This is a genomic window from Paenarthrobacter sp. AT5 (assembly GCF_032764245.1).
In the GTDB taxonomy this organism is placed as follows: Bacteria; Actinomycetota; Actinomycetes; order Actinomycetales; family Micrococcaceae; genus Arthrobacter; species Arthrobacter ureafaciens.
On sequence record NZ_CP136441.1, the window covers coordinates 4,280,689 to 4,295,308 of the forward strand.

A 14,620-nucleotide genomic window follows, 5' to 3' on the forward strand; every position below is an offset into this window, starting at 1 on the left:
CAGACATGCTCCTCATCTCATGCCCCAACTGCGGGCCACGCGACGAAACCGAATTCCACTACGGCGGACAGGCACACGTGCCCTACCCCGAAAACCCGAACGACCTCACGGACCGGGAATGGGCTGAATACCTGTTCTACCGCGAAAACACCAAAGGCACTTTTGCCGAACGCTGGGTCCACAGCACCGGTTGCCGGCAGTGGTTCAATATGCTGCGCGACACCGTGAGCTACGACATCCACTCCATCTACGCGATGGGCTCACCGCGGCCGGAGCTCCCGGGCTCCAAGGCAGCAGCCCAATCAGCTCAAGGCCAGGCCGGCACTCCGGGCCTCGCCCCCGGCGCCCCCACCACTACAACCTCCCCGGAAGGAGCCCGGAAGTGAGCAGCAAGAACGCCCGCCTCGCCACCGGCGGCCGCATCGACCGCAGCATCACCTGGCGGTTCACCGTGGATGGCCAGGAATTCGTTGGCCACCCCGGCGACACGATCGCCTCGGCCCTCCTGGCCAACGGCCACATCAACGCCGGCAACTCCCTCTATGAGGCCCGTCCCCGCGGCATCATGGCTGCAGGCGTCGAGGAGCCCAACGCGCTGGTCAAGATCGCACCCCGCTTCCCCGGCCACGTTGCCGAGTCCATGCTCCCGGCCACGGCGGTTTCCCTGGTGGACGGACAGAACATCGAACTCCTCTCCGGTTTGGGCAAGTTGGACCCGGCCGAGGACAAAGCCGAATACGACAAGAAGTACGTCCACACCGACGTCCTGGTGGTCGGTGGCGGTGTTGCAGGTTTGGCTGCAGCACGCGAAGCCGTCCGCACCGGCGCAAGGGTCATCCTGATCGACGACCAGCCCGAACTCGGTGGCTCCTTGCTCTCTGCCTCCACGGCGGAGGGACTCGCCGAAGAAATCGAAGGCAAGCCGGCCCTCGAATGGATCGCAGACGTTGAAGCCGAACTGGTTTCCGCCGAGGAGTGCACGGTCCTGCACCGCACCACCGCCTTCGGTTCCTACGACTCGAACTACTTCATCGCAGCCCAGAACCGCACGGACCACCTCACCGTCCCGGCAGCCCCCGGAGTTTCCCGCACGCGTATTTGGCACATCCGTGCTGAACAGGCGGTCCTGGCACCGGGCGCCCACGAGCGTCCCCTGGTGTTCGAGAACAACGACCGTCCTGGCATCATGCTCGCTTCCGCCGTCCGCACCTACCTGAACCGCTACGCCGTCGCAGTCGGCCAGCGCGTCGTCATCAGCACCACCAACGACTCCGCCTACCTGCTCGCCGCGGACCTGAAGGCAGCAGGCATTCCGGTTGCCGCCGTCGTCGACGCCCGTCCGCAGATCAGCGAAAAGGCCGCAGCCGCCGTCGAATCCGGCCTCCGCGTCCTGATCGGCAGCGCAGTTGCCGATACCAGCGCGGATGAGGCCGGTCGCCTGAACGGCGTGACCGTCCGCAGCATCAACGACGACGGCGAACTCACCTCGGGCGTCGAGCAGATCGCCGCCGATGTCCTCGCTGTTTCCGGTGGCTGGAGCCCGGTGGTCCACCTCCACAGCCAGCGCCAGGGCAAACTGCGTTGGGACGACGACCTCGCGGCCTTCATCCCCTCCAGCGTGGTCCGCGACCAGCAGGTTGTGGGCGCAGGCCGCGGCAGCTACGAACTGCAGGACTGCCTGGCTGAGGGTATCTCCGCCGGCGCGGCGGCGTCGATCGCAGCTGGCTTCGAATCGGCAACCACGCCGTCCGAACTCACGGCACCGACCGCGTCCGCCCCGACCCGCCAGCTGTGGCTGGTTCCGGGCCAGACGGGTGAACCGGGCGAGTGGCACAACCACTTCGTCGACTTCCAGCGCGACCAGTCCGTGGCGGATGTCCTCCGTTCCACCGGCGCCGGCATGCGTTCGGTAGAGCACGTGAAGCGGTACACCTCCATCAGCACCGCCAACGACCAGGGCAAGACCTCCGGCGTCAACGCGATCGGCGTGATCGCCGCGGCCCTCAAGCACGGCGGCGCTGACGCTGTTCCGGGCATCGGCGAAATCGGTACCACCGCGTACCGCGCGCCGTTCACCCCGGTGGCCTTCGCAGCCCTGGCCGGCCGCCAGCGCGGCGAGCTGTTCGATCCCGCCCGCGTCACCTCCATCCACCCGTGGCACGTTGCCCAAGGCGCCCTGTTCGAAGACGTCGGACAGTGGAAGCGCCCCTGGTACTACCCGCAGGACGGCGAAGACATGGACACCGCGGTTCTCCGTGAATGCGCAGCAGTCCGCGACTCCGTCGGTTTCATGGATGCCACCACCCTGGGCAAGATCGAGATCCGCGGCAAGGACGCCGGCGAATTCCTGAACCGCGTCTACACCAACGCGTTCAAGAAGCTCGCTCCGGGTTCGGCCCGCTACGGCGTCATGTGCACCCTTGACGGCATGATCTTCGACGACGGCGTGACCCTCCGCCTGGATGAGGACACCTACTTCATGACCACCACTACCAGTGGCGCAGCCAAGGTGCTGGACTGGCTGGAAGAGTGGCACCAGACGGAATGGCCGGAACTCGATGTTGTTTTCACCTCCGTCACGGAGCAGTGGAGCACCATTGCGGTGGTCGGTCCCAAGTCCCGCGAAGTCATCGCCAAGGTGGCCCCGCAGCTGGCGGAGAACGGCGGACTGGAAGCAGAGAACTTCCCGTTCATGACGTTCCGCGAGACCACGCTGGCCTCCGGCGTGCAGGCACGCGTCTGCCGGATCTCCTTCTCCGGTGAACTGGCCTACGAAATCAACGTTCCGTCCTGGTACGGACTCAACACCTGGGAAGCAGTCGCTGCCGCGGGTGCCGAGTTCAACATCACCCCGTACGGCACGGAAACCATGCACGTTCTCCGCGCCGAGAAGGGTTACCCGATCGTCGGCCAGGACACCGACGGCACGGTCACCCCGCAGGATGCCGGCATGGAGTGGATCGTCTCCAAGGCCAAGGACTTCATCGGCAAGCGTTCCTACCTCCGCGCGGACTCCAAGCGCGAGGACCGCAAGCACCTGGTGAGCGTCCTGCCTGCCGACCACTCGTTGAAGCTTCCCGAGGGCACCCAGCTTGTTGAGAAGGGCATCGCGGTCAACCCGGCCTACGGTCCCGTTCCCATGGAAGGCTTCGTGACCTCCAGCTACCACAGTGCCGCGTTGGGCCGTTCGTTCGGCCTGGCCCTGATCCAAAACGGCCGCAACCGCATCGGCGAAACCCTCCAGGCTTCCGTCGGAGACCAGCTGGTGGACGTGGTTGTTGGCGAAACCGTACTTTTCGATGCTGAAGGGACCCGCAAAGATGGCTGAGACAGCAACACCCGCACAACCCGTAAATGCAGGCCGCGTTCGTGAGGCCCGCCGCAGCCCGGCGCAGCACCTCGCCGAGGCCTTCGCTGCCGGTTCGGTGGCCGGCAAGGTCACGCTCAAGGAAATTCCCTACCAGACCCAGGTGGGTGTCCGTTTCAACAGGACGTCCGACGCCGGTTCCCGGGTTGCCGCGATCACCGGCGGCTTGCCTGCCGCTTGCGGCGAGGTGACGGGCTCGGGTGCCATCAGCACCTTGTGGCTCGGCCCGACTGAGTTCCTTGTGGTTGCTCCCGAGGAGTCCCACGACTCCTTCGGCGGCTCCCTGGTCTCCGATCTGACCGCGGCCCTGGGCAGCGACTCCGGCCAGGTGGTGGACCTCTCCGCCAACCGCACCACGTTCGAACTCTCCGGCAGCCGTGCCCGCGCAGTCCTCGAGAAGAGCTGCGCACTGGACCTCCACCCCCGCGTCCTGAAGGCAGGCACTGCCCTGTCCACGGAAATCGGGCACATCCCGGTGGTTCTCTGGAAGACCGACGACCAGACGTTCCGGATCTTCCCCCGGGCGTCGTTCGCCGACTTCCTGGGCCGCTGGCTCCTCGATTCAATGCGGGAGTACGCGTCGCCTGAGGTTCCGTAATGGCACTGAGCGTGCTTGACCTGTTTTCCGTCGGCATCGGGCCCTCGTCGTCACACACGGTGGGCCCGATGCGGGCGGCTAAGCAGTTCACGGACGGCCTTGTTTCGTCCGGCCAACTTCCGGCAACGGTGCGCGTCCAAGCAGAGCTCTTTGGCTCGCTGGGCGCCACCGGCCGGGGGCACGGCTCGGACAAGGCCGTGGTTCTGGGGCTTCAGGGCCACTCCCCCGAAACCGTGGATACCCGCACCGCAGATGACCAAGTGGCAGCTGCTGCACTGGATGCCGAGCTGCGCCTGGGCGGCAGCCACCGGGTGGACTTCAACTGGGACGAGGACGTGGTCCTGCACCGCCGCAAGTCCCTCCCGGCGCACCCCAACGGCATGACCTTCCGCGCCTTGGACCACACAGGCACGGTGCTGCGGGAGCGCAGCTACTACTCGATCGGCGGCGGCTTTGTGGTGGACGGCGACGTCACCGGCACGGAAAAGATCGTGCCGGACACCACGGTCCTGCCCTATCCCTTCACCACCGGCGACGAACTCCTTGCCATCTGTGAACGCGAGGGCAAGTCCATCTCCGACATCATGCTGGCCAATGAGCTGGTGTGGCGCTCGGAGGAGGAAGTGCGTGAACGCCTCCTGCGCATCTGGGCAGTCATGCGCGAATGCGTGGACAACGGCTGCTCTGCCGAGGGCATCCTGCCGGGCGGTTTGAGCGTTAGGCGACGGGCGCCGTCGTTGTTCAAGAAGCTTGCGGACGCCGAGGCAGCCAACAGCAGCGATCCGTTGCTGGCCATGGAATGGGTGAACCTGTTCGCCTTGGCCGTCAATGAAGAGAACGCGGCCGGTGGCAGGATCGTCACCGCACCCACCAACGGTGCAGCCGGGATTGTGCCGGCGGTGCTGCACTATTACACCAAGTTCGTTCCGGGAGCAGACGACGACGGCGTCGTGCGGTTCCTGCTGGCGGCGGCCGCCGTCGGGATCCTGTTCAAGATCAACGCCTCCATTTCCGGCGCCGAGGTTGGTTGCCAGGGCGAGGTGGGTTCTGCCTGCTCCATGGCGGCCGCAGGGCTCTGCGAAGTCCTGGGCGGAACGCCGAGGCAGGTGGAAAACGCCGCGGAAGTGGGCATTGAACACAACCTTGGCCTGACCTGCGATCCCGTGGGCGGGCTGGTGCAGATTCCGTGCATTGAACGCAATGCGATCGCGAGCGTCAAGGCCATCAACGCCGCACGCCTCGCGCTCCATGGCGACGGCAGCCACAAGGTCTCCCTGGACAAGGCCATCAAGACCATGCGGGAAACCGGCGCCGACATGAAATCCAAATACAAGGAGACCTCCCGTGGAGGACTCGCCGTCAACGTAGTGGAGTGCTAGCAATGACTGCCATTCAAACTGAACCTTCTGCCGCTGTGTCTTCCGGGACGTCGGTGGAGCACGTGCTCACGCTGGACTGCCCGGAAGGTCCCGGCATTGTGCACGCGGTCTCCGGATTCCTGCTGGAGCACGGCTGCGACATCATCGACAACAAGCAATTCGGCGACCGCGCCGAAGGGCACTTCTTCATGCGCGTGCATTTTGCGTCCGACGGCGACGACACCACCGTGGACACCCTGCGGGCCTCCTTCGCTCCCGTTGGCGAGAAGTACGGCATGAACTGGCAATTGGAGCGGCAGGGCTACAAGCGCAAAGTGCTGATCATGGTCTCCAAGTTCGGGCACTGCCTGAACGACCTCTTGTTCAGGGCACGGATCGGTGAGCTGCCCATTGACGTGGTGGGTGTGGTGTCCAACCACCTGGACCACCAGGGACTCGCTGAGTGGCACGGGATTCCGTACTTCCACGTGCCCGTCACGGCCGCCACCAAGCCCGCCGCCGAGGCCCGCCTGCTGGACATCATCGACGAACTCGACGTTGAGCTTGTGGTGCTTGCCCGCTATATGCAGGTCCTCAGCGACGATCTTGCCCGGAAGCTGGACGGCCGGGCCATCAACATCCACCATTCGTTCCTTCCGAGCTTCAAGGGCGCCAAGCCGTATCATCAGGCTTATGCACGAGGCGTCAAGACCGTGGGCGCTACCGCGCACTACGTCAACGGCGAGCTCGACGAAGGACCGATCATCTCGCAGCAGGTTGTGGAGGTGGACCACACGTTCGGACCGGAAGACCTCGTAGCGGCCGGTCGGGACACGGAGTGCAAGGCTCTGAGCAACGCCGTTCGTTGGCACTGCGAAGGGCGGATCATCCTGAATGGGAACAGGACGATTGTGTTGAAGTAGTCCTTGCCCTCCCCTTCTGCGGGCCGACTTCGCGGGTCCGCTGCCTCTTCGCCGTTCTTTTCCGGCGACCGGGGTAGTGGTCCCGCGATTCGGTGTTTAAGGATGGTTAGAGCCGGGCCAACCTCGTCGCCAGATGCAGCCCCGCCAGCCGGCCCGTCCCCCTCGGATCGCCACCGCAGAGTTCAAAGATGCGCTGCAGCCTTTGGTGCATGGACTGCCGCTCCAAGTGGAGTTCCCTGGCCGCTTGTGCGGTGTTGCATCCCGAATCCAGCCACACAGTCAGCGTCCGCAGCAGCGCCGACTTCCTCAACCGGTCGTGTTCCAGCACGCCGCCGAGTTGCTGCGCCACAAACCTTTCACGAACCTCCGCGCCGAGTGCTCCGTGCGCCAGACGCTCAACGGCGAACGCCTCCGCATCAAGCACACCCCCCATTCCGAGCGGCATATCGAGAGTCAGCCGCGCCTCGGCCAATGACCAGGAGGCCTGGTCGATCCCCTTTCCCGCAGGCCCTACAGCAACAGCAGCGCCGGTTGGCAGTTCCAAGGACCGGAGCGCTTCCAGCAACCCGGCACGTGCACCGGCCACATCTTCCGGCAGGGCCGCCAGCGCAATCAGCTCAGCGTTGTTGGCGTAGCTGGCGCTGTGCCGAACGCAGCGAGCCAGGGCGGCATCGACCGCGGCACGCAGGTGCCCCGACCCTGCCGAGCGGACAACGACGGCGGCTACGGCACCGTCAACGGGGAACCCCGAGGCAGGGCCCAATTGGTGAAGCTGCCACGGCTGGCTGCCGGAATTGATGGCCCTCATCAGTTCGAGCCCGGCCATCTCCTTCAAACCCGGGGGCATTCGCTGCATGAGGGCAAGGCCGAGGATGTCCACCGACCTCTCCCCCGCCACCCGCGCGAGGCCGCTGTCTCCGCCGTCGGGCACTTCCAGCTCCAGCCGGGCGGCAAGGACGCCGCGAACCGGCACGTCCACTACGGTAACGCTGCCGCCTTCCTCTGCCGCGGGGCCCGCGGCCCCGAGGGTCAAGCCCGACGGCGACACCAACCGGGCGCCGACGCCGGTCTTTTCTGCCAGCACGGCGAGCAACTGGTCCAAACCGGCCCCGTGCGCGAGCTCTGCTGCCATGGCGTGGCTCGCCTGGTCTCCCAGTTGCAGGTGCTCCACGGACTCGCTCACCAGCAGGGAGTTGATTTCCTGCATGATTCCAACAAAGGGCGTCTGACGGCGCAGCTCAATGATGGGGAGTCCCAAGGCCTGGGCGTCCTCCAGCATGGCGGCCGGAATTTCGGGGAGGGCCGGACCTGTTTCCAGCGCCAGCGCCGCAATCCGGCGGGCAGCAAGTTCAGCGACGTAGGCGCTCCGCCGCTCACTGTCCACGCCGGCGAGCGCCTGGCCGCCGCTCAGGAGGAGTTCACCGCCCCTGAGCAGCGGAGCGATATCCAGGACTTCGCTGGAATGGACCCATCGGACAGGCCTGGATAGCGCGCCGGGGACGTCCGTGAGCAGCCGGGGATCGGCCTCTTTCAGGCTGTTGGTACTCAATGCTTCGCCGAGGAGGATGGACATGACACTCCGTCAATTAGGATCTATCTCTTCATGACACATAGTATCTTGTTGCTGTGACTTGGCGCACATAGCCTTAGAGGGTCCCTTTCATAAACGGAGGCTCTCCCCATGCAAGACAACCTCTCTCAAGCACAGACGGGTGGTCCGCAGTCGGGCCCGGCAACGGCGCCGGCCCACGACAGCGAAGCCTGGCTTCAACCAATTCCCGAGTCGGACCGCACCCGCAAAGTATCCGGACAATTCTGGATCTGGGCGGGCGCCAACCTGGCTCCCATCAACTGGGTGCTGGGCGCACTCGGTATCCATCTGGGCCTCGGCTTCGCAGACACCGTCACTGTCCTGGTGCTGGGAAACCTGATCGGCATGCTCCTCTTCGGCTGCTTCGTCCTGCTGGGCCAAAAGACCGGGGCTACCGGCATGGTCCTGGCACGTGCAGCATTCGGACGGCGCGGCAACTACCTTCCCGCAGCCATCCAGGCACTCCTTGTCATCGGCTGGTGCGCTGTGAACACCTGGATCATCCTGGACCTGGTGATGGCGCTCTTCGGCACCCTCGGCTGGGTGGATCCGGACGCTCCCAACTATGCGTGGAAGATCGGGGTAGCCACTGCCATAATGGCCGCGCAGGTGGCGATCGCCTGGTTTGGCTACAAAGCCATTGCAGCGTTCGAAAAATGGACCGTTCCTCCCACCATCATCATCCTGGCAGTGATGTCCGCCGTGGCGTGGTTCGGCATGAAGATCGACTGGGGCTACGCGGGTCCGGCCGGCAACATCCTCCAGGGCTCCGAGCGCATTGCAGCTATGAGCGCCGTCATGACCGCCATCGGCATTGGCTGGGGCATCACGTGGTTCACGTACGCCGCTGACTACTCGCGGTTCGTGAGCACCTCGGTCCCCAAGCGCAAGGTCTACCTCGCTTCGGTCCTGGGCCAGTTCATTCCGGTGGTCTGGCTCGGTGTCCTCGGTGCAAGCCTTGCGACCAACAGCGGGGAAGTGGATCCCGGCAAACTGATCGTGCAGAACTTCGGCGTCCTCGCCCTTCCGGTGCTCCTCATGGTCCTGCACGGGCCGATCGCCACGAACATCCTGAACATCTACACGTTCTCCGTGGCCACCCAGGCCCTGGACATCAACATCAACCGGCGCAAACTCAACCTGTTCGTCGGCGTCTTCTCCCTGATCGCCGTCATCTTCTTCATCTTCCAAGAGGACTTCGCAGCTGTTCTCGATGCGTGGCTGATCGGCCTCGTGGCCTGGGTTGCAGCCTGGGGCGGCATCATGCTGGTCCACTACTTCTGGCTGGACAGGCGCTGGCCCGCCAAGGTGGAACGCCTGTTCGACGGCGTAAACACGCCGCGCCTCCCGGTGGTCAACTGGGCCGGCGTCGTGTCCCTCCTGGCAGGCATCTTCTCCACCTGGCTGTTCATGTACGGGCTGATTCCCGTCATGCAGGGGCCGATCGCCGTCGCCTTGGGCGGCTGGGACCTGTCCTGGTTGGCCGGTGGACTCACCAGCGCGGCCTGCTACGCCATCCTTGGCCCCCGGGTCCACAAAAGGTTTCTCCTCGCTGAGTCCAACCACATCTCGGTAACGCAGCCGGCACCGGCTCCCGCCCACGAACCCGCCGCACAAGCGCCGGCCAAGTAAGGATCGATCCCATGAACAAGCCCGCCTTCGCGGACTCACTCCATCCCATCAGCTGGCCGGAAGGCTTCAGGGCAGCAGCATCTTTCACCTTCGATGTTGATGCCGAGTCCTGCACCATCGCGCACGACCCCACCAGCACCCGCCGCATGTCCCTCATGAGCCACCAGTCCTACGGCCCCAAGATCGCTGTCCCGCGGATCCTGCAAATCCTGGAGCGGCAGGACATCAAGGGAACGTTCTTCATCCCGGGATTCACGGCCGAGAGTTACCCCGACGTCGTGCGCCGGATTGCCGACGCCGGCCATGAAATCGGCCACCACGGCTACCTTCACGAGCCCATGCAGGGAATCGACGCCGCCACTGAAGCCAGCTACCTGGACCGTGGATTGGACGCGCTCCACAAGGTTGCCGGCATACGCCCGGTGGGGTACCGGGCCCCCTGGTGGGAGTTGAACTGGCAGTCGCCGGCGCTGCTGGCCGACCGCGGCTTCCTCTACGATTCCAGCCTGCTCGACGGCGATGCCCCCTACCGCATGGCCGTCGCCGACGGTGACTCCCGTGACATCGTGGAGATCCCCGTCGACTGGGCCCTGGACGATTGGGAACAATACGCCTTCTACCCTGGCGTCACGGGCAGCGGAGTCATCGAGAGCCCCGCCAAGGCGTTGGAAATGTGGACCCTCGAAGCCCAGGCCCACCACTCGCAGGGCAGCTGCTTCGTCCTGACCAACCACCCCTTCATCTCCGGCCGGCCCTCCCGCGCCGTAGCCTTGGAACAGCTGATCGAACGGGTGAAGGACCTGGACGGCATGTGGGTCACAACGTTGGCCGAGATCGCCGGGCACACGGCGTCAACGGTGCAGGAGATCCACACGCACGCCCGCATCGATGTTCCAACGTTCCCCGGGGCCGGTGCCACGTTCCGCCCGGCCCAGGTGCGCAACCCGGAGCCCGCGCTCCCCTAAAGCCTCCGCCGAGTTGGCATTTGATGACAATGTTGCGCCTCGCAATTGTCATTAAGTGCCAACTCGGCGCCGGTGTTTAACCGTTGACCGCGTTGATCCACACACCGATCACCCATGTGCTGGCCGCCGCACACGCCAGTCCGAACTCCACGAGGATACCGATGCCGGTGGCCTTGAGGGCAGCCAGGCTGGTGCGCGCGGCGGTCCGCAGATCGCGGGTGCGTGCCACCTCGCTCAGCAGCAAACCCAGCGCAAATCCCACAAAGAGCCCCACCACGGGGATGACGAACATGCCCACGACGCCCACCACGACACCCGCCAGCACTGATCTGTTGGGGATGCCGTGTTGCATCAGCTTCCTGCCGGTCAGCACCGCACTGGCAGCCATCCCGGCCACCACAAACACCATGCCGACGGCGAAGATCACCCAGCCAAGCGTCCCTGCTCCACCCCAGATGGCCCAAGCCAGCAAACTCACTCCGATGAGGATGCTGCCGGGCAGGATCGGGATGATCACTCCGGCGACGCCCACGGCAATGGCAAGGCCGCACAGGATGGTCACAATCACTTCGGCATTCATGGGCCCAGTCTAGGTGGCACCCTGCGGTCCGGCCCGCCAGGTTGGACACGACTATCAGGCCGGGCACGAACTGCCTTAAGCAAAAACGACGGCGACGCTCCCCGTGAGGGGGGCGTCGCCGTCGTGGTTGGTACAGCGGTGGCCGCTACTTGGTGACGGCAGCCGCTACAGCCGCGGTGACGGCAGGTGCCACGCGGGCATCAAGCGGGCTCGGCACGATGTAGTCGGCGGAAAGGTCCTCTTCGGCAAGCTGGGCGATGGCCCGGGCTGCCGCGATCTTCATCTCAGAGGTGATGCGGCGTGCACCGGCGTCCAGGGCTCCGCGGAAGATACCCGGGAAGGCCAGGACGTTGTTGATCTGGTTCGGGAAGTCGCTGCGGCCGGTGGCTACAACAGCTGCGTGCTGGCGTGCGACCTCAGGCAGGACCTCCGGGTCCGGGTTGGAAAGGGCGAACACGATCGACTGGTCGTTCATGAGCTTCAGGTGTTCCTCGGCCAGCTTGGAGGAGGAGACACCCACGAAGACGTCCGCGCCGGTGAGTGCTTCGCCCGGTCCGCCGGTAACACCGCGCGGGTTGGTGCGCTGGGCGAAGCGTGCCTTGACGCTGCCGGCATCGGCAACGAGGTCGGCGCGCTCTGCGTTGATGACGCCCTTGGAGTCGAGCAGGATGACGTCCTTGACACCCACGGCCAGGATGATCTCGGCGATGGCGATGCCCGCCGCGCCTGCGCCGGACACAACAACCTTGAGGTTTTCGATCTCGCGGTTGGTCACCTTTGCTGCGTTGGTCAATGCGGCGAGGACCACGACGGCGGTGCCGTGCTGGTCATCGTGCATGACGGGGCAGTCGAGGGCCTCGATGAGGCGCTCTTCCAGCTCGAAGCAGCGGGGAGCGGAGATGTCCTCGAGGTTGACCGCGCCGAAGCTCGGGCGGAGGCGGACCAGGGTTTCAATGATCTCATCAACGTCCGTGGTGTTGAGGACCAGCGGGATGGAATCCAGATCGCCGAAGGTCTTGAACAGTGCGGACTTGCCTTCCATGACCGGCAGGGAGGCGCTTGCGCCGATGTTGCCCAGGCCAAGGACTGCCGTGCCGTCGCTGACCACAACTACAAGGCGCTCGGCCCAGGTGTGGGTGCGGGCCAGCTTCGGATCTGCATGGATGGCGCGGCTGACCTCGGCGACGCCGGGGGTGTACGCGATGGAAAGATCGCGCTTGTCATTGAGGGGGACCGTGCTGGATACGGTCAGCTTTCCGCCTTCGTGGGCCTTGAAGATTTCCTCTTCGGTCAGCACAAGGGCGGTGGTGTTGTCAGGTGAAATGGTCTCAGTGGACACGTCTTTGTCTCCTCAGGCTAGCCGTGGACCCACGGCGTGGTGAATGGCAGGGACAGAACTGCGGGTTCGGGCCAATGGTGGCTGGCCCGGCGGTGAGTCTGAAGATTTGGGCTGCTAGCCGCTTCGGTTATTCCAGCCTAGGGAACTGCGGGGAGAGGTAGATTCAATACCTAAAGAGACGATTCGAGAGTAAAACGTTTTTGCAGTACAAAATGTGATTCAGGTCATGCGAAAACCGGCCCTTTTAGCCCCTGGAGGTCTAGACCAGTACGAAGGACCGGGGTGCGGCACCTTGGCTGCCCTAGGCATGCTCACTCACCGGCTACGAGGCTGCAGGCCTTCTTGAGGTCCTTCTCCGCTTCGAACAACGACAACCGCCGGCACCGCACGGCCTGGACCAGACCACTCACCAGATGCAACAGGATGCGCGCCTTCACGGGGTCCTTGCCCGGGTCCTTGCTCAGTGAGTTCACCACTTCTTCGGACAGGGCATCAATCTCCCGCAGCAGCTGGGCTGTGTCGCTGTCCTTTCCTGCGGGGCGGATCAGGCAGTGTTCCACACCCGGCTGCATGACCCGCAGATGGAAAATCTCCATCATCAGGCCCGCAAGGGCGTGGCTGTTCCCCTGCCGCTGCCGGACGCCGTCGCGCAATTCCCGCAACTGCTGCCGGTACACCGCCAACATAAGGTGCGCGGTGGAAGGGAAGTAACGGTAGAGAGTGCCCAGGGGCACGTCTGCACGGGCAGCAACGTCGGAAAGGCTCAGGGTGTCGAACTGGCGCTGGGCGAAGCCCGCCGCCGTCCTGAGGATGCGGGCGTAACGCAACAACTGCCGCGGGGTAGTGGGCGCGGCAGCCATGCGGGGAAGCCCTGTGGTCAGGTCCAGGGAGTACGGTTCCAGTGAATTTGCTGCAGACATCTCCGACGATTTCCTGGGAAGCTGGCAAGGACGCGGCGGACTGGAGCGAGGGGCCCCTGCTGACCGACCGCATCAATGATACGGGAGCTTCTTGACCGTTTCCTGAAAGTCCCTCGAGCACCGGCACAGCATGCCGTTCCCGGTATTCGCGGCGCGGCACCCTAAACTTCTGGGAGGTTTCAGTCTCGCGCGGAAGGCACACACATGGGGAAATTACGACGCCGGATGGCGGCTGCGGTAGTGACCGCAGCTGCGGCGGCCATGGCACTTACTCCCCTGCCGGCGTCGGCGGCGCCCAGCAATGGACCGGACCCGGTGGTACAAGGTGAACCTTTTGTGGGGAAGACGCTGACCACCGAGATCGGCCCCTACACCTTCTATGGATGCGGGGGCGGCAAGGGACCGGACTTCACCATCTACTGGACCCGCGACGGATTCCTGGTAGCCGGCGAAACCGGCCGAAACTATGTGCTGCAGCAGGACGACACCGGCGGGCGGATGGCCGCGCACCTTACCGCAAGCAAAAACTCATGCTCCGGCGAAACCCTGCACAGCAACGAAACAGCACCCGTGGGAGCCGTGAACCGGGCCAGGGGATTCACCGGCCGGGCCTTCGAACTTCTGGCGCGGGGCAGCGACGGCACGTTGTCACTCTACGGTCGCACAGGCAAAGCGTGGGACCCTGCACGGACCGTCGGCTGGGGTTGGCAGGGCTTCAACGCCGTCCTCTCCCCCGGCGACTTCAACGGCGACGGCAAGTCGGACGTCCTTGCGCGGGACACCGCAGGAACCCTCTACCTTTACGCCGGCGACGGCACGGGAGGGTGGAAACCCGCCCAAACCATCGGCAAGGGCTGGAACATCTTCGACTCCATCGTCAGCCCCGGGGACTTCAACGGGGACGGCACCAATGACATCCTCGCCCGCGAACCCGGTGGCGCCCTTTATCTCTACCCGGGCAACGGCTCCGGGGGCTGGTTGGCGCGGACCGCCGTCGGGCAGGGCTGGCAGGTGATGGACGCCCTCCTCACACCCGGCGATTTCAACGGCGACGGCAAAACCGATGTCCTGGCGCGCGACCGCAACGGCTACCTCTACTTCTACGGCGGCAACGGCGCAGGCGGTTGGGCGCGGTCCTGGCTGATCGGCGTCGGATGGAGCGCCCTGAAGTCGGTGGGTGCCGCCGGAGATTTCGACAGGGACGGCTCCCCGGACGTCTACGGCGTGGATCCGCAAGGACGCCTGGTGGTCTATTACAGCGACGGCCGGACCGGGTGGCGGGGTTCGGAAGTCGTCGGCAGCGGCTGGGGTGGTTTCACAGCGATCTTCTAGGTGATTCCCAGCAGC

The 14,620-nt window shown here is 65.0% G+C and carries 12 protein-coding genes; 8 read left to right on the plus strand and 4 right to left on the minus strand.

The annotated features are described in order from the left end of the window. Nucleotides 1–5: 5 nt before the first annotated feature. The 5 genes from RI444_RS19905 to purU are packed head-to-tail and all read left to right on the plus strand — an operon-like array spanning nucleotide 6 to nucleotide 6,246. Nucleotides 6–386, plus strand: a complete 381-nt coding sequence (locus RI444_RS19905; protein WP_021473928.1) for a sarcosine oxidase subunit delta — start codon at nucleotides 6–8, stop codon at nucleotides 384–386. Next, a complete protein-coding gene (locus RI444_RS19910) occupies nucleotides 383–3,328 on the plus strand; it encodes a 2Fe-2S iron-sulfur cluster-binding protein (RefSeq protein WP_069696239.1) in 2,946 nt (981 codons plus the stop codon). Before RI444_RS19905 ends, RI444_RS19910 begins: the two co-directional genes overlap by 4 nt. Then, nucleotides 3,321–3,965 carry a sarcosine oxidase subunit gamma gene (locus RI444_RS19915; RefSeq protein ID WP_207605422.1) on the plus strand — a complete coding sequence of 215 codons (645 nt, stop codon included), beginning with the start codon at nucleotides 3,321–3,323 and terminating at the stop codon, nucleotides 3,963–3,965. Before RI444_RS19910 ends, RI444_RS19915 begins: the two co-directional genes overlap by 8 nt. After that, a complete protein-coding gene (locus RI444_RS19920; protein WP_207605421.1) occupies nucleotides 3,965–5,344 on the plus strand; it encodes an L-serine ammonia-lyase in 1,380 nt (459 codons plus the stop codon). Before RI444_RS19915 ends, RI444_RS19920 begins: the two co-directional genes overlap by 1 nt. A gap of 2 nt (nucleotides 5,345–5,346) precedes the next feature. Further along, the gene (gene purU, locus RI444_RS19925) at nucleotides 5,347–6,246 is read left to right on the plus strand and encodes a formyltetrahydrofolate deformylase (RefSeq protein WP_021473924.1); all 900 of its coding nucleotides are present in this window, start codon (nucleotides 5,347–5,349) and stop codon (nucleotides 6,244–6,246) included. A 106-nt stretch (nucleotides 6,247–6,352) separates the two neighbouring features. Here purU and RI444_RS19930 read toward each other — a convergent pair whose 3' ends face one another. Next, on the minus strand, nucleotides 6,353–7,819 hold the full coding sequence (locus RI444_RS19930; RefSeq protein ID WP_021473923.1) for a PucR family transcriptional regulator: 1,467 nt from the start codon (nucleotides 7,817–7,819) through the stop codon (nucleotides 6,353–6,355). A gap of 108 nt (nucleotides 7,820–7,927) precedes the next feature. On the opposite strand from RI444_RS19930, the gene RI444_RS19935 reads away from it, so the two are divergent. Together RI444_RS19935 and RI444_RS19940 are read left to right on the plus strand one after the other, a co-directional pair. Next, nucleotides 7,928–9,469, plus strand: a complete 1,542-nt coding sequence (locus tag RI444_RS19935; protein ID WP_021473922.1) for a purine-cytosine permease family protein — start codon at nucleotides 7,928–7,930, stop codon at nucleotides 9,467–9,469. 11 nt (nucleotides 9,470–9,480) lie between these two features. Then, nucleotides 9,481–10,434: a polysaccharide deacetylase family protein gene (locus tag RI444_RS19940; protein ID WP_021473921.1), complete on the plus strand. Its 954-nt coding sequence runs from the start codon at nucleotides 9,481–9,483 to the stop codon at nucleotides 10,432–10,434. A gap of 76 nt (nucleotides 10,435–10,510) precedes the next feature. Here the strand turns inward: RI444_RS19940 and RI444_RS19945 are convergent, their stop codons facing one another. The 3 genes from RI444_RS19945 to RI444_RS19955 form a co-directional block, all read right to left on the minus strand. Beyond that, nucleotides 10,511–11,014 (minus strand): DUF456 domain-containing protein, encoded by a 504-nt coding sequence (locus tag RI444_RS19945; RefSeq protein WP_207605420.1) that lies wholly within the window; start codon nucleotides 11,012–11,014, stop codon nucleotides 10,511–10,513. A gap of 145 nt (nucleotides 11,015–11,159) precedes the next feature. Then, on the minus strand, nucleotides 11,160–12,353 hold the full coding sequence (locus RI444_RS19950) for an NADP-dependent malic enzyme (RefSeq protein WP_207605419.1): 1,194 nt from the start codon (nucleotides 12,351–12,353) through the stop codon (nucleotides 11,160–11,162). A 311-nt stretch (nucleotides 12,354–12,664) separates the two neighbouring features. Continuing rightward, nucleotides 12,665–13,273, minus strand: coding sequence for a TetR/AcrR family transcriptional regulator (locus RI444_RS19955; protein ID WP_021473918.1), 609 nt, complete (start codon nucleotides 13,271–13,273; stop codon nucleotides 12,665–12,667). Between the two features lie 204 nt (nucleotides 13,274–13,477). Between RI444_RS19955 and RI444_RS19960 the strand changes: the two genes are divergently transcribed. Continuing rightward, nucleotides 13,478–14,605: an FG-GAP repeat domain-containing protein gene (locus RI444_RS19960; protein WP_031217011.1), complete on the plus strand. Its 1,128-nt coding sequence runs from the start codon at nucleotides 13,478–13,480 to the stop codon at nucleotides 14,603–14,605. The last annotated feature ends 15 nt before the right edge of the window (nucleotides 14,606–14,620 follow it).